This is a genomic window from Myxococcus sp. AM009 (assembly GCF_013372605.1).
GTDB lineage: Bacteria > Myxococcota > Myxococcia > Myxococcales > Myxococcaceae > Myxococcus > Myxococcus vastator.
Map to the genome: position 1 here is coordinate 190,128 of NZ_JABXEP010000001.1, position 16,477 is coordinate 206,604.

The 16,477-nt window shown below is 70.5% G+C and carries 4 protein-coding genes; all 4 read right to left on the reverse strand.

The window, feature by feature from the left end; all coding sequences use genetic code 11:
* Window positions 1-15: 15 nt before the first annotated feature.
* The 4 genes from HV824_RS00795 to HV824_RS00810 are packed head-to-tail and all read right to left on the reverse strand — an operon-like array spanning window position 16 to window position 16,469.
* Window positions 16-1,095 carry a patatin-like phospholipase family protein gene (locus tag HV824_RS00795; RefSeq protein WP_176415089.1) on the reverse strand — a complete coding sequence of 360 codons (1,080 nt, stop codon included), beginning with the start codon at window positions 1,093-1,095 and terminating at the stop codon, window positions 16-18.
* Window positions 1,095-5,402: a non-ribosomal peptide synthetase gene (locus tag HV824_RS00800; RefSeq protein WP_176422435.1), complete on the reverse strand. Its 4,308-nt coding sequence runs from the start codon at window positions 5,400-5,402 to the stop codon at window positions 1,095-1,097. Before HV824_RS00800 ends, HV824_RS00795 begins: the two co-directional genes overlap by 1 nt.
* A complete protein-coding gene (locus tag HV824_RS00805) occupies window positions 5,399-10,900 on the reverse strand; it encodes a type I polyketide synthase (protein WP_176422436.1) in 5,502 nt (1,833 codons plus the stop codon). The genes HV824_RS00800 and HV824_RS00805 overlap by 4 nt, the downstream gene beginning before the upstream one ends.
* A gap of 7 nt (window positions 10,901-10,907) precedes the next feature.
* A complete protein-coding gene (locus HV824_RS00810) occupies window positions 10,908-16,469 on the reverse strand; it encodes a type I polyketide synthase (RefSeq protein ID WP_176422437.1) in 5,562 nt (1,853 codons plus the stop codon).
* Window positions 16,470-16,477: the final 8 nt, after the last annotated feature.

The following is a 16,477-nucleotide window of genomic DNA, read 5'->3' on the forward strand; positions in this document are numbered from 1 at the left end:
AATCCACCTCTCGCGCTAGGCCGCCTTCGCCGCGTCCGACACCCAGCCCGACTTCCCGATCCACGTCTGCGCACGGTTGAGCTGCGAGACGGTGGACTGGGTGCTCAGCAGGCTCTGGACGGTGGACTCCACCTGCTTGAGGTTCGCCGCGGAGAGCGTCTGGTCCACCACCGGATTCAGCCGGAAGTACTTCTTCCGCAGAATCATGCGGCACTGGTAGTCCGCCGCGTCCGAGCCGGCCTCCAGCATCATCTTCACGAGCACCATGGGGTCGTGGAAGTCCAGCAGCCACTTGGAGAAGCCCCAGTTGGCCACGCCCTGACAGAAGTGCGGCGTGAGGTACGAGGACATGCAGCCGTTGCCCACCGACATCAGCAGGATGTTCGTCAGGTCGGGCGGCTCCGTCTCCAGCGTCTCCACCTTCTCCGCGCGGCTCTTGCGGGTGATGTTGTTGATGATCTGCGCCAGCGCCACCAGCGACGGGTTGTTGGCGAAGATGCCGCCGTCAACGTAGCCGCTGCCCTGCTCCCGGATGCCCTGGTAGACGGGATAGGAGAGCGGAGGCGAACCGCTGCGCATCAGCACGTCCACCACCAGCTCGTTGTGGTCGGTGTCGTTGTCCGGACCGGTGTTGTGGAAGACCTTGGCCTTCCACGTCCGCAGCGACTTGCGGTGGCCGTCGAGCTGGAAGGACGGCAGCGCCACCTTCCGCTTCAGGTCTCCCAGGCGCAGCGTGGCGCCGAAGTAGCTGCAGAAGAAGTCGCGCATGTAGCTGGAGTCGAGCAGCGCGGCGTTGCCCGTCAGCGCCATGGCGGTCCGCCCCAGCGACACCGCCTTGCGGTTCATCTGGACGACCTCACCCCAGAAATCGAGGATCTTGGGGAAGGCGTCATCGGGGTTCTCGTAGGTGGCGAAGAACGCGGCGTTGAAGGACCCCGCGGACGTGCCGGAGAACAGCTCCACGTCGTTCAGCAGGCTCTGCCCGCCTCCGCGGCTGGTCAGCGTCTCCTTCAACGACTTGAGCAAGCCCGCGGTGACATACCCCTCACCACCGGAAATAGACGTACCATCCATTGCAAGGACTCGGTGCGGCATCACATGACCTCCATGGGGAGCTGCGCAGCCAGCCCCGTTGCTGGCATCTCCGCCCGAGACACTTCTGCGATTGGCGGGAGCGTCAAAACCCTATCCAGACATTTCTGTATTTCATTTGCAAGCACGACCACGTTCCGCTCATCCATGATGAGCGTCATGTGATTGCCTGGAACCGGTATCACTTCCGTCCCCGCAAGCGCGAACCTGCGCACACTGTCGACGAGCGGGTCGCCGCCAATGGTCACCGGACCCGTCCTGAAGAGTGTGGCGGAGCCACCGTACGAAGAGAACGTATAGAGTTGCTCGGAGCGGCGTGTTGCCAGGAAATTCCGGGCCGTCAGCGTGCTGTCTCGCAAGAAACGCCACAGGTATGAATACTGCCCATCTGTATCCCGACGAAGCAGGTCTGCCCAGGCCTCGGGGAGGCTGATGCCCATCCATTCGCCTATCAATCTCAGGCTGGCGTAGTCCCGCGGCATCTGGGCCTCCCCCAGCACCTTGATGAGCTGGGAGCCCGCGGGGAGCTCATGCGGGGTACCGTCGTGCGCGGCCAGCCGGTCCAGCGCCGCGCCGTCAATCAAGCCGAGCAGCGCCACCTGTTCCCCAAACGCTTCGAGCTGCCGCGCCATCTCACAGACGACGAGCCCCCCGTAGGACCAGCCCGCGATGCGGTACGGCCCACGCGGTTGGACCTGCCGCAGGGCCGCCACATACAGCGCGGCCGTGTCCTCGATGGTCTCCGGTGGCAGCTGGTCGTCCATGACGCCAGGCATCTGGAAGCCGAACACGGGCTGCTCCGCGTCCAGGTGGCGAGCCAGGGTGACGTAGACGGCCGGGCTGCCAGCGGACGGCGGGGCGAGGAACAACGGCGGCTTGTGCCCCAGGGGCTTCAGCGCCATCACACAGGCGGGCAGCTGGCGAATCAGCGCGGTGACCTTGCTGGCGTGTTCGTCCACCCAGTGCGCCAGGGCCTCCACGGTGGGCCGGTCGAACACCTCGTTGAGGGGCACCTCGATGCCCAGCTTCGCGGAGATGCGCGAGATGAGCGTGACGGCGAGGAGCGAGTGGCCTCCCAGCTCGAAGAAGCTGTCGGTGGGCGCCACGGTGCGCAGCCCCAGCAGCTCGCCGAACAGCGCCTGGAGCTGCCGTTCCGTCTCGGTCCGCGCCTCCGTGCGGGCCAGCGCGCTGGCCACGGGGGCCTCCGACACCACGGGCGGCAGCGCCTTGCGGTCAATCTTCCCGCTGGGCGTCAGCGGCAGCTCGGGGAGGACGGCGATGACCTCCGGCATCATGTATTCGGGCAGCACCTCACGCAGGGACTTGCGCAGCTCGGCCCGCAAGTCCTCGTTCTCCATCGACTGGGGCTGCACATAGGCCACCAGGCGCGGCGCCCCGCCTGGCGGACGCTGCAGGAGCACCGCGGCCTGGACGACGTCGGGATGACGACCCAGCGCGGCCTCCACCTCTCCCGACTCGACGCGGTGACCTCGAATCTTGAGCTGGTCGTCCTGGCGGCCCAGGTATTCGATGCGTCCGTCGGAGAGGTACCGGGCGTGGTCCCCCGTGCGATAGAGCCGCGAGCCCCCGGCGCCGCTGTCGAAGGGGTTGGGGACGAAGCGCTCCGCCGTCAGGTCCGGCCGGCGCAGGTAGCCTCGGGCCAGTCCGACGCCGCCGATGTACAGCTCGCCGGGGACGCCGACGGGCACCGGCTGGAGGTACCGGTCCAGGATGTACAACCGCATGTGCGGAATGGGCCGGCCAATGGGCACCCGCTCCGGCGGCGGCGCGCCCTCCGGCAGCAGCGTCTCGAAGCAGCACGCCACCGCGGCCTCGGTGGGGCCGTACTCGTTGATGACGCGCGTGGGGAGGCCCTGCTCGCGCCACGCGGCCAGGTCCACGCCGTGCAGCCCTTCCCCGCCCAGCACCACCGCCTGGGTGCGGCCGAGCACCTCGCGCGTGCGCCCCAGGCCGTTGAAGGCCCGCAGGTGCGACGGCGTCATCTTGATGAAGCTGAAGCCCTGCTCGGGGTAGTCCCGGGACGTCAGCAGGTCGATTTCGTGACCGCGCGGCACGAGGAACAGCGCGCGGCCCGCGAGCAGCGGCGCGAAGAGGCTCGTCAGCGTGCCGTCGAAGCTGACGGAGCCAATCACCGGGCTCCCCGTCCCTTCGCGGAGCCGGTAGGCGTCCACGCTCCAGCGCAGGTAGTTGACGATGCTCCGGTGCGTCACCTCCGTGCCCTTGGGCCGGCCCGTCGAACCCGACGTGTAGAGGATGTAGGCGAGCTGGTCGGGGAGCACGTCGCGGCGGAGCTGCTGACCCGGCGCGGCGGGCATGTCCCGGTAGTCTTCGTCCACGTGGAGCGTGACGAAGCCCCCCATGCCCCACAGGCGCTCGGACAGCTTCGCGGAGGAAATCACCACCCGGGGCCGGGCATCCGCGACGATGTGACGGAGCCGGTCCGCGGGCTCGTCCGCGTCGAGCGCGAGGAACGCGCCCCCTGACTTCATCACCCCCAGCAGGCTCACGATGAGCTCCGGCGAGCGGTCCAGGTGGACGCCGACCACCACCTCCGGCCCCACGTCCAAATCCTGGAGCGCCGCGGCGACCCGGTCGCTGAGCTGGTCGAGCTCGCCGTAGGTCAGCTCCCAGTCGTCCACGACGACGGCCACCGCGTCCGGCGCGCGCAGCGCCTGGGCTTCGATGAGCGCGTGGAGGCACGCGCCCTCCGCCTCCGGCGTCCCTGTGTCGTTCCACTGCCGGAGCACGCGCTCGCGGACGTCCGCGGGGAGCACGGGCAGCTCGCCCACCGGCCGCTGCGGCTCGGCCACGAGCCCTTCGAGCAGCACCTGGAAGCAGTCCACGTAGTGCTGGACGGTGCCCTGCTCGAAGAGGTCGCGGTTGAACACCATCCGCGCCGACAGCCGGTCGCCGTGGTCATCCACGAAGAGGTTGAGGTCGAAGCGCGACGCCTCCGCCTCGAACTCGAGCGGCCGCATCCGGATGCCCGTCTCGTCCTGGGCCTCACCGGAAGCGCGGACCCAGGCGAACACCACCTGGAACAGCGGGTTGAAGCCCAGGCTGCGCGCGGGCCTCAGCTCCTCCACGAGCAGGTCAAAGGGCAGGTCCTGGTGCGCGAAGGCCCCGAGCACCGTCTCACGCACGCGCTCCAGCACCGTGGCGAACCCCGGGCCGCCGCCGAGGTCCACCCGCATCACCAGGTTGTCCACGAAGAAGCCCACCAGCGGCTCCAGCTCCGTGCGCGTCCGGTTGATGGAGTTCGCGCCGAGGACGAGGTCCTCGCGCCCCGTGAGGCGGTGCAGGAGCACGAAGAACGCGCTCAGCATCCCCACGAAGGGCGTGGTGCGGGCCACGTGGCTCCGCGCCTTCAGGGCGGCGGTGAGCGAGGGCCCCACTTCAAAGCGGACCTCGCCGCCCCGGTTCGACTGCACCTTGGGGCGCGGATGGTCCGTGGGCAGCTCGAGCAGCGGCGGCGCCCCCTCCAGCTTCTTGCGCCAGTAGTCCACCAGCTTCTGGCGAACCTCGCCCTGGAGGTACTCCCGCTGCCAGACGGCGAAGTCGGAGTACTGGAGCGTCAGGGGCGGCAACGGTGAGGGCTGGCCGCTGGCGAAGGCGCCGTACAACGTCACGATGTCGCGGACGAGGATGGCCTGCGCCCACACGTCCGCCGCGATGTGGTGCAGGCAGAGCTGGAGGTACTGCCCCTGGACGCCCCGCTCAATCACGAGCACTCGCATCACGGGGCCCGTGGCCAGGTCGAAGGGCCGCTTGCCCTCACGCTGGAGGAAGGCCTCCACGCCCGCGGGCTCGGAGGCCAGCACCTCGCGCTCGTCGAGCACGCGGAAGTCGAACCGGGGCTCCGGGTCGACAATCTGGACCGGGACGCCCGCGTGCTCGGCATAACGCGTGCGCAGCACCTCGTGGCGACGGATGACCTCGGTGAAGCAGCGCTTCACGATGGCCACGTCGAGGTGACCGTCGACCTGCAGCGCCAACATCAGGTTGTAGGCGGTGCTCCCGGGCTCCAGGCGGTCGAGGAACCACAGCCGCGTCTGCCCATAGGAGAGCGGCGCGGGCCCGGTGCGTTGAACCGGGACGATGGGCGCCTCCTCCTGGCCCTCGTCATGGGCACGCAGGAGCTCGAGCAGCTCGGGCTTGTGCTCCGCCAGTGCCTGACGAAGCTCCGGGCTGGCGGCGCCCTTCGGGCCACGAAGCCTCAGCGCGTCGCCTTCCACCCGGACTTCCAGGCCCCGCCGATTCAGCTCCGCGAGCAGTTCCCCCAGGTTCATACCGTCAACTCCTCGATGTCGGCCGTGGCTTCCGCCGCGGGCGCACGCGCGAGCAGCTCCTTGAGCTCGAGCTGGGTGCTCAGCGCATCCACAATCCCGTCGAGCGTCGTGCCGTCGATGAACCGCGCCATGAGCAGGTCCACCCCCAGCTCGCGGCCGATGCGGTTCTTCAGCTCGACCGCGCGCAGCGAATCGAGCCCCATCTCGTTCAAGGAGATCTTCTTCTGGAGGACCTCGTGGTCCGGAGCGAAGCCCAGCAAGGGCCCCAGTCGGCTCTGCACGTAACGCGTCAGCAACGCGCGCCGGCGCTCTGCGTCCGCCCGCTTCAGCTCTTCCATCAGCTCATGCATCCGCGATGCCCCGGCGGACCGGGCCTGCTCACGGAGCATCAGCTCGGAGAACAAGGGGCCATGGCCGGGCGAAGGCCCCGCCTCCAGCGAGGAGACGCTGAAGGGCACCACGCCCACCTGCACGGCCCCCTGCTCCAGGAGCTGTTCGAAGACCTGCAGCGCCAATTCGGGAGAGAGGCTGGTGGCATCCGACGTCTCCGGCCGGTCCGCGCTCCTGGCGGCCATGCCCGCGCCCGCCCACCTTCCCCAGTTGACGCTGAGGGCTGGCAGTCCCTGGCGGCAGCGGTGGTGCGCCAGTGCATCGAGGACACTGTTCGCCGCCACGTAGTTGGACTGTCCCGCCACGCCCACCAGCGAGGCCGCGGACGAGTACATGACGAAGAGGTCCAGCGGCATCCCGGCCGTGGCGCGGTGCAGGTTCAACGCGCCCTGCACCTTGGGCGCGAACACGCGCGAGAAGCGCTCCGCCTCCTGGTGCAGGATGACGCCGTCCTCCAGCACGCCCGCCGTGTGGATGATGCCTCGCAGGGGTTGGCCCCGCTCGGACGCGCCCGCCACCAGTCGCAACACGTCCTCCTGACGTGAGACATCGGCGCGCGCGACGGTGACGTTGACGCCCCGCGCGGTCAGCGCCGCGAGCCGAGCGTTCGCCGCGTCCGAGGGCTCGCTCCGTCCCACCAGCAGCAGATGCCGCGCCCCCGCGCCCACCAGCCACTCCGCCGTCGCGAGCCCCAGCGCCCCCAGGCCTCCCGTGACGAGGTAGACGCCATCCGGGCGGATTCGCACGGGCGCAGCGCGCTCAGGTGGCTTGCCAGGGCGCACGAGGCGCGCGCCCAGGAGCCGGCCGCCGCGCAGAGCCATGACGTTCTCCTGCGGCGGCTGCGCCATGAGGTGGAACAGCCGCTCCAGCGACTCGGAGCCCGGCTCCAGGTCCACCATGCGGCACGCGAGCTCCGTGTGCTCGATGGCCACCGCGCGGCCAAAGCCCCAGAGCGAGGCCTGCGCAAAGCCCTCCACCGCGTCCGTGGGCGTGGCGGCCACCGCGCGCTCCGTCACCATCCACAGAGCGGGCGGCTGCGCCCAGTTGGCACGCGCCATCGCTTTCACGAGGTGAAGCGCGCCCACGGTGCTCGACGTCACCGCGCCGGAGAGGGCTTCGGGAGAACCATCACCGAGCCCCCACAGGTAGGCCACCGCCGCCGGAGCCGAGCCCGTGGCGGAGACGTCCTGGAGCAGCCGGTCAAAGCCGGCCGCGTCATGCGGGTTGAGCTGATGGTGGGTCGCGTCGATGCGCTCGTAGGACGCACCGGGCGTGGCCACCACGCAGGTCCAGCCACGTTGCCGCGCCAACGCCCTGACTTCGTCCGCGACGCGGTCCGAGTCCACCAGCAACAGCCAGGCCCCGGCTTGTGAAGCCACCTGGTCACGCGCGGTGGGCATGGACTGCTCCCGCCACGCCAGCTCGAAGAGGAGCTCCTGCATCGCGCCCGAGAAGGCGGCCTGGAACGCGCGGCGGTCGACCTGCTTCAGCAGCAGGCCCTCCACCTCGGCGACGACGGCGCCGTCTTCGTCCAGGATGCGGAGGTCGGCGCTCACCAGTCCATCCGCGAGCGAGGTGCGCGCCCCGGTTCGGGCATGCACCCAGATGCTGCTCCCGGGTCGCTTGAACCAGCGCAGCCGCTCGATGGCGACCGGAATGCGCCCCTGCCCGTCGCCCGCCACCTGCGCGCCGCCGTCCGTGAACGCCGCCGCCGCCGTCTGGAAGCACGCGTCGAGCAGCAACGGATGCAGCCAGTAGTCCCCCAGGCCGAGGACGAGCGCATCGGGCAGACGCACGTGAGCGAGGCACCCCTCCCCACCGAACCGCAGCGCATCAATGCCTCGGAACGAGGGGCCATACTCCAGCCCGCCGCGCGCCATCATGTCGTAGTGCGCGCTGACGGAGCCCTGTTGCGAGAACGCCGGCAACAGGCCCGACTCCAGGGCCACGTTCTCCGGGTGCGCGCGGCCTTCGGTGATGCGACCTTGCGCCAGCCGGGCCCAGCTCCGGTCCGCCGTCCCCGTCCCCTGCCCGTAGATTTCGAAGCGGGAGCCCTGCTCCTCGGGCGTCAGGACCGTCTGGACGTTTTGTGCCTGCCCCTCCGCGAAGACCAACGCCCGCTCCAGCTCGATGGCCGTGAGCTCCAGGGGCTTCCCGCCCGAGGTCGCGTGGTGCGCGGCGCCGAGCGCCATCTCGACGTAGCAGGCGGCCGGCAGCACCGGGTTGCCCAGCACACGATGCTCCTCGATGAAGGCGGGCTCGTGCCTGCTCAGCCGGGCCTCGAACCGTGACTCCCTGGCGCCCGCGAGCGACAGCGGTGTCCCCGGCAGGGCGTGCGCCTCGCCTCGCGCGGCGTCGTCACGCGCCGCATCGCCGCGGCGATGCTCGGGGCTTCGCGAATCCAGCCAGTAGCGCTCACGCTGGAAGGGCTGCGTCGGCAAGCAGCGCGGGCGCCGCTCGAAAGGCGCATCGAACGCGGCCCAATCCACGTCGAAGCCGCGCATGTACAGCTCCGCCACGCTGGAGAGCAGCTGCGCCGTCTCTCCAGTGGACGGACGCAGGCTGGGAAGCCAGCACAGCGCCTCCGACTGGAAGGTCCTGCGGCCAATGCCAGCCAGGATGGGCGCGGGCCCCAGCTCCAGATAGGTCCGGTGCCCCTCCGCGCGCGACGCCTCCAGCGCCTTGGCGAAGGCGACGGGCTCTCGGATTTGACGGCACCAGTAGTCTGGCCGGGTGATTTCGTCGCCGACACGCCGGCCCTCCAGCGTGGACACCAGCGGGATGCGCGGTGCCGAAAGCGTGAGCCCTCGGAAGGCCTCCGCGAACGGCTTCAGCACGGGCTCCATCTGCGTGGAGTGGAACGCGTAGGACATCCGCAGGCGCTTCGTCTGGACGCCCTGGCTCGTCAGGGCCCGCTCCACCTCGGTGATGGCGTCGGGTATCCCGGAGATGACCACGTCATCGGGGCCGTTGACCGCCGCCAGGGAAACCGTGTCGGCGTGCGGCGCAATGGCCCGGTTCACCGTATCGAGTGAAGCGGAGACCGCCAGCATCGCCCCGGCGCCCAGCTGCTCGCCAATGAGCCGCGCGCGCGTCACGACCAGGCGCAGCGCCTCCTCGATGCTGAACACCCCCGCGACGGCAGCCGCGGCATATTCTCCCAGGCTGTGCCCGATGAGCGCCGCGGGCGTGACGCCCCAGGCCCCCCACAGCTCCGCCAGCGCATACTCCAAGGCCACCAGCGCGGGCTGCGCATGGCGCGTGTCCTCCAGGAACGTCGCGGAAGACTCACCGAAGAGGAGCGCTTCGAGGCTGCAATCGAGCAGGCCCTCCAGCGCCTTCGAGCACCGCTCCACCGCGGCGCGGAACACCGGCTGTGTCTCGAAGAGCTCCCGACCCACTCCAGGACGAAGCGCGCCCTGCCCCGTGAAGAGGAAGACGGGCCGGGGGCTCTCCGTTCCGCGGAGGGGTTCGCGTTCCGGGCGCAGCTTCTCTTCGCGCAGCCGCGTCAGGTTCGCGCGCAGCTCCGCGGCGGTGGCGCCCGAGACGGCGGCGCGGTGCTCGAACTGAGAGCGGCCCGTGTTCGCCGTGTAGCACCAGTCTCCCAGCACCGCCGGGTCCTCCGGCAAGGCGCGCTCCTGCGCTGCCATGAGCGCTTCGAGCGCGGCTTCACTCTTCGCCGACAGCGTCAGGACATGGGCCGGGCGCTCCGCCTCCACGCGGGGGCGCGCCAGCACGGGGGCCTCCTCCACCACCATGTGCACGTTGGTGCCGCTGAAGCCGAAGCTGCTGACCCCGGCGATGCGGCGCTTGTCACCGCGCAGCCAGGGCTGGGTGGCCGTGGGGATGGTGACGGGCAGGTCGTCCCAGCGGATGTTGGGATTGGGCCGCTCGAAGTTCAGGTGCGCGGGGATGGCCTCGTTCTGCAGCGCGAGCAGGACCTTGATGAGCCCCGCGATACCGGCGGCGGCCTCCAGGTGCCCGATGTTCGTCTTCACCGAGCCGACGTACAGCGGCTCACCGCGATCGCCCTTGCGCCCGAAGACGGACCGCAGCGCCTCCATCTCGATGGGGTCTCCGAGCAGCGTCCCCGTGCCGTGGGCCTCGATGTAGCCCACCTGCTCCGGCTCCACGCCACAGCTGTCCAGCGCCGCCCGGATGACGCGCTCCTGCGAGCGCCCGTTCGGCACCATCAGCCCGCTGCTGCGGCCGTCATGGGTGACCGCCGAGCCCCGGATGACGCCGAGGATGGCATCCCCCTGGGCCAGCGCGTCCGACAGGCGCTTGAGCACGACGACGCCGCAGCCCTCGCCGCGCCCGAAGCCGTCCGCGGAGGCGTCGAACGTCTTGCAGCGGCCGTCCGCCGCCAGCATGCGGTTCTGGCACTCCACCATCACCGTGACGGGGGAGAGGTTCAGGTTCGCGCCCGCGGCGAGCGCGAGGTCGCTCTCGTCGTTGCGGAGGCTCTGACAGGCCAGGTGGATGGCGACGGCGGACGACGAGCACGCCGTGTCCACGGAGACCGCGGGCCCCTGGAGGCCCAGCGTGTGAGAGATGCGTCCCGCGGCGACGGACGGGTAGTTGAGCGACGCCGAGTGGAACTCCAGATCTTCGGCGATGCCCAGCAGGTTGTAGTCGTTGTGCATCAGCCCCAGGAAGACGCCGGTGCGGCTCCCGGTGAGGCCAGCGGGCGGAATGCCGGCGCGCTCCAGGGCTCGCCAGCACTCCTCCAGCAGCATGCGCTGCTGCGGGTCCATGCCCTTGGCGTCACGCGGCGTGATGCCGAAGAAGCCAGGGTCGAACAGGTCGACGCCGTCGATGAAGGCGCCTCGGCGCGTGTACATCTTCCCCGGGACACCGGGCGTGGGGTCGTAGAACGCGTCGACGTCCCAGCGCGAGGCCGGCACGTCCCGGGTCGCGTCGCGGCCCGCGGCGAGCAGCTCCCAGAACGTCTCTGGCAGGTCACCTCCGCCGGGGAAGCGACAGGACATGCCCACCACCGCGATGGGCTCGGCCGCCAGCAGCTCCTTCTTCGAGCGCAGCTGGCTCGCGAGGTACGCGAGCTTGACGACAGGCAATTCAGAAATGCGTGAGGATAGTTTCGCCATCAGGGTCTCATCTGGTGAGCGCGCTCTCCAGCTCCTGGTCGATGAGGGACGTCAGCTCCTGCTCCGACAGCCCTTGAATCTCCGCGGAGAGCGCGCCCTGCGCCTCCCGCGATGCTTCCTGCTTCTTCTGAACTTCGGTCCCCAGCCCCAGCTCCTCGGTCAGATGCGCGACGAGCCCGTTCACGGTGGGGAAGTCGAAAATCAGCGTCGAACGCAGGCCTCGCCCGAGGCTGCTCGCGAGCCGGTTCTTGATTTCGATGGCCAGCAGCGAGTCGACGCCCAGCTCGAACAGGCGCTCGTTGCCAGACAGCCGCTCCGACGCCGGCATGCCCAGCGTCGCGGACACCTGCCCCGCGACGTGCTGACGCAGCAGCTCCAGCTTGCGATTCGTCGGCGCCGCGTCCAGCTGCGCGCGGAAGGCCGGCGCTTGCACCCGCTGTGGCTCGCTCCCCAGCAAGCCCTGGACGAGCGCCTGCCGCGCGAGCCCTGGCAACTGCTCCGCCAGCCGCGTCCAGTCCACGGGGAAGACGCCCCATTGAACCTGTGTGGTCCCCATGAGCCGCTCCAGCACGCTGAAGCCCTGCTGGACGGGAATGGCGCCGAAGCCCTGCGCCCCCGGCCGCGTGGAGGCCGCCCGCTCCAGCCGCGCCGCCATGCCCGTCTCCGCCCACGAGCCCCAGTTGAGCGTCAGCGCGGGCAGCCCCTCCGCGCGGCGCAGATGGACCAGCGCATCGAGGAAGGCATTCGCGGCGACGTAGTTCGACTGCCCCGGTGAGCCGATGAGCGAGGCGGCCGACGAGAAGCAGACGAAGAAGTCCAGCGCCATGCCCTGGCTGAGCGCATGGAGGTTCCACGCCCCCTGAAGCTTGGGGGCCAGCACCTCCCGGAACTGCTCGGACGTCTGATTCGCGAGCGTTCCGTCGCGGAGGACGCCCGCCGAATGGATGATGCCGCGCACCGGCGGAGCTCCGCGCAGGCTCGCGAAGAGGCCCGCCATGGCGTCGTGAGACGCGATGTCCACCCGCGCGACCCGCACCTTCACGCCCTGGGCCTCGAGCGCATCGAGCTGGGCGCCGGACTCAGGAGACGGCGCGCTGCGCCCCATCAGGACCAGGTGCCGCGCGCCCTGCGCCGCCAGCCAGGTGGCGGCACGCAGGCCGAGTCCACCCAGGCCTCCCGCGACGAGGTAGGTGGCCTCCGCGAGGATGGACACCTTCTTCGCCGCGACCGTCCGCGAGCGGGCCCGCTCGAGCCGGGGGATGTAGAGACCGCCGCCACGAATGGCCGCGCCGGACTCCTCATCGGGCAGCGCGAGCGCCCGCACGAACGTGCCCAGGTCTTCGGACCGGGGCTCCGGGGGCAGGTCGATGCGGAGGCACCGCAGCTCGGGCAACTCCGTGGCCACGGCCTGTCCGAAGCCCCACAGCGGCGCCTGCGCGACGCGCGACCCGTGCGTGTCGGTGGGCAGGCCTTGCGTGCCCCGCGTCACCAGCACCAGCCGGGGCGGCGCTCCCTGAGCATGCGCCAGGGCCTGCGTCAGCCGCAGCGCGCCCAGGCACCCCGACGCCTGAGCCGCGTCGAGCCAGGCGCCTGCGTCACCCGCCTGGGTCCCCGCGTCGAGCCCCCACAGATACAGCAGCCCCGTGGGAGGTTGAGCCGCCCACGCCTGGACCAGCCGTGCGTGGTCCTCCGGGTCGGCGGGGTTGATGCGGAAGCCCTCTGGCGTGCTGCTGAACGACGCCCCCTTGCGAACCAGCGTGCAGCGCTCGCCCCGCTGCGAAAGCACCTGCACCAGCTCCGAGGCGAAGTCGTCCTCGCTGGTGAAGACGGCCCAATGTTGATTCGCGGAGCGGCCTTCCTCCGTGACGTCACGCGGCACCCAGTCGAGGCGGTACAGCCAGTCCTGGAAGTCGTTGTCGAGCCCGCGCAGCAACACGTCGCGCTCGGCCTTGCGCACCGAGAACCCCGATACGACCGCCACCACCGCGCCATCGTCGTCACACAGGGTCAGGTCCGTCGCGGAGAAGCCCTCCTGGCCCTCCCGGGGAGGCTGCGTCGCGTACGTCCAGACCCGCTCCGGAAGTGACCGGTACAGGTCGAGCGTCTGCAAGGCCACCGGGAGGTGCAGCGCGTCTTCCGCCGTGAGCCGCGACACCGCCGCCGCCGTGCGCAAGCAGCCGTCGAACAGCGCCGGGTGGACGCGGTAGTGCCCGCTCCGGTCCTCCACCTGGCCCAACGACAGCGCGGCCCCAGTCCCCCGATGCAGCGACGTCAGCACGCGCAGGGACGGCCCATAGTCGAGCCCGTGGTGCGTGAAGACGGCGGAGAGCTCATCGATGGAGACAGGCGTCGAGCAGTCGCGGCCCCACGCCTCCCGCTCCACCGATGGGGCCACGGCGCGCAGCGCCGACACCCGGCACGTCACGTGGGTGACCCAGGCCGCGCGCGCGCCGCCGCCGCCCTCCTCCGAGCGCTCGTCCCCCCGGCTCACCACCTTGCACGCAAGGCCCGCCTCGCCCTGGTCCTCCAGCAACGTCTGGACCACCCGCGCCTGCTGTTCGGGGAGCACCAGCGGTTGAAGCAGGGAGATGTCCTCCAGCCTCAACGACTCCGTTCCGAGCACCTGCGCCGCCGCCGAGGCCACCATCTCCACGTAGGCCGCGGCGGGCACCACCGCCTTGCCGTACACCCGATGGTCCGCCACGAAAGGCACGGTTCCCGCCGACAGCTCATTGGAGAAGACGGTCGTCCCCTCCTTCAAGGCGGCGGACTCCAGACGCGCTCCCAGCAGCGGGTGAGTCGCCGCGCGGCGCGACGTGCGCGTCCACGGCGCGGGCACATCCAGCCAGTAGCGCTGACGCTCGAAGGGATAGGTCGGCAACGCCCGGCGGGTCCGCCCATAGCCCGCATCGAAGCGCTCCCAGTCCGGCCTGGCGCCGCGCACATACAGCTCCGACAGCGCCCGGAGCAGGCCGACCCAGTCGGAGCGGCGTGGGTGAAGCGTCTCCAGCCACAGCGCCTCTTCACCCGCCACCACGTCTCGCGCGAGGTTGGACAGCGAAGGCTTGGGCCCCACCTCCAGGAACACCCGCACCCCGCGCTGGAGGAGCGTCCGGATGCCCTCCTCGAAGCGCACGGGCTGGAGGACATGCCGGGACCAGTAGGCCGGCTGGGTGATGGCCTCGCCTGCCTCGCGTCCGTCCAGGTTCGAGATGAGGGGGAGGCGCGGCTTCTGGAAGGAGGCGCGGCTCGCGGCCCGCTCGAACTCCGCCAGCATCGGCTGCATCAGCGGAGAGTGGAACGCGTGTGACACCTTCAGTCGCCGGCTCTCGATGCCCGCCTCTCCGAGCGCCTGGACCACGGCGCCGATGGCCGTGCTGTCCCCTGAGATGACGGTGTTCCGCGGCCCATTGATGGCCGCCACCGTCACCCGGGGGTGCCCGGCGATGAGCGGCAGCACGCGCGCTGGCTCGGCGAACACGGCCAGCATCGCGCCGCGCTCGGGCAGCGCCTGCATCAGCCGCGCGCGCTCGGCCACCAGGGGCAAGCCGACCTCGGGCTCCAGGACGCCCGCGAACATGGCCGCCGCGTACTCGCCCACGCTGTGGCCCAGGACCGCGTCGGCGCGCAGGCCCCACGCGCGCAGCAGGTGCGCCAACGCCAGCTCCAGCGCCACCAACGCGGGCTGGGTGTAGCGCGTCTCGTCCAGCGCTCCTTCCGTGTCCTGGAAGAGCACCTCGGTGAGCGGCCGCTCCAGGTGCGGCTTCAGGATGCCCTCGAAGCGCAGGAGCTCCCGGCGGAACTCGGGCTGCGTGTCGAACAGCTCCCGCCCCATGCCCGCGTACTGGGAGCCCTGGCCCGTGAAGAGGAACGCGACGCGCGGTGCCTCGCCGTCGCGGCGGCCCTCCACGCAGGCTCCGGGGGCGGTGGGCGCTCCGCGGCTGAACGCTCGCAGCGACTCCGTCAGCTCCTCGGCGGTCGAGGCCGTGAAGGCCGCGCGCTCTTCCATGGCGCCGCGGCCAATGTTCGCCGTGTGGCAGACATCCGCCATCCCCTCCGCGGGACGCAGTGACAGCTCCTCCGCGATGGACCCGGCCAGCCTGCGAAGGCTGGCGTGCGAGCGCGCGGAGAGCGCCAGGACGTGACGCGGGCGCTCCACCTCCCGGGCCTGAGCCTTCGGCCGAGGCGCGGACTCCAGGACGACGTGCGCGTTCGTCCCCGAGAAGCCAAACGAGCTCACCGCCGCGAAGCGCGAGTCCGCCCCCTGCCACTGGCGGCGCTCGGTCGGCACTTCGATGGACAGCTGCTTCCAGTCCACATGCGGCGTGGGCGTGCGCAGGTGGAGGTGCGGCGGGACCTCCTCGTTCGCCAGGCACAGCGCGGATTTGATCAACCCCGCGATGCCGGACGCACCTTCCAGGTGCCCCATGTTCGTCTTCACCGAGCCGGCCATCAGCGGCTGCTGCCGCCCCGTCCTGGCGCAGTAGACGGACGCGAGCGCCTCCAGCTCGATGGGGTCACCCAGCGACGTCCCCGTCCCATGGGCCTCGACGTAGCCCACCTTCGCGGGCTCCACCTGTCCGTCCCGCAGGGCCTCCCGGATGACGCGCTGCTGGGCGAGCCCGTTGGGCACCGTGAGCCCGCTGGTGCGGCCATCCTGGTTCACCGCCGAGCCGCGAAGCACCGCGACGATGGGGTCCCCGTCCGCGAGCGCGTCCGACAAGCGCCGCAGGAAGACGAGCCCACAGCCCTCTCCTCGCCCGATGCCGTTCGCCGAGACATCAAACGTCTTGCACCGGCCATCCGGCGACAGCATGTGCGTGCGCGACTCAATCAGCGTCGCGACGGGGGAGAGGACCAGGTTCACCCCGCCCGCTAGCGCGAAGTCGCTCTCCCGCTGACGCAGGCTGCGGATGGCCAGGTGCACCGCGACCAACGACGAGGAGCACGCGGTGTCGACGGTGAGGCTGGGCCCTTCGAGTCCGAAGGAATACGACAGGCGTCCCGCGGCGACGCTCGCGCCATTCCCCGCGCCGGTGTGGGCGTCGATGAGCTCCGGGGACTGGGTGGCAATCTGCGTGTAGTCCTGCCCCATCATCCCGACGAACACGCCGGTCCGCGTCCCGCTCAGGCTCGTTGGATTCCGGCCGGCGCGCTCCACGGCCTCCCACGCGACCTCCAGCAACAGCCGGTGCTGCGGGTCCATCCGCGCCGCCTCACGCGGGGAGATGCCGAAGAAGCGCGGCTCGAACTGGTCGATGTCCCGCAGGAAGCTCCCGTGGCGCGTGTAGATGCCACCGGGATGGTCCGGGTCCGCGTGGAAGAAGCTGTCCGCGTTCCACCGGTCGGTCGGAATCTCGGTGACGGTGTCCACGCCTTCGGAGAGCAGGCGCCAGTATTCGGAAGGGCTGGTGACGCCCCCCGGGAACCGGCAGCCGATGCCGACAATGGCGATGGCCCCGTGCTTCTCCTGCTCATGGGCATCGAGCTTCGACTGCGTCTCCTGCAACTTCAGGAGCGCGCGCTTCATCAGCTCGCCGTAGCTCGTGTCGCTTCCTTGCGCTGACATCGTTCCGT

Coding starts and splice junctions, on each gene's coding strand:
- HV824_RS00810 (WP_176422437.1), bottom strand. CDS start 16,469: ATGTCAGCGCAAGGAAGCGACACGAGCTACGGCGAGCTGATGAAGCGC.
- HV824_RS00800 (WP_176422435.1), bottom strand. CDS start 5,402: ATGAACCTGGGGGAACTGCTCGCGGAGCTGAATCGGCGGGGCCTGGAA.
- HV824_RS00795 (WP_176415089.1), bottom strand. CDS start 1,095: ATGCCGCACCGAGTCCTTGCAATGGATGGTACGTCTATTTCCGGTGGT.
- HV824_RS00805 (WP_176422436.1), bottom strand. CDS start 10,900: ATGGCGAAACTATCCTCACGCATTTCTGAATTGCCTGTCGTCAAGCTC.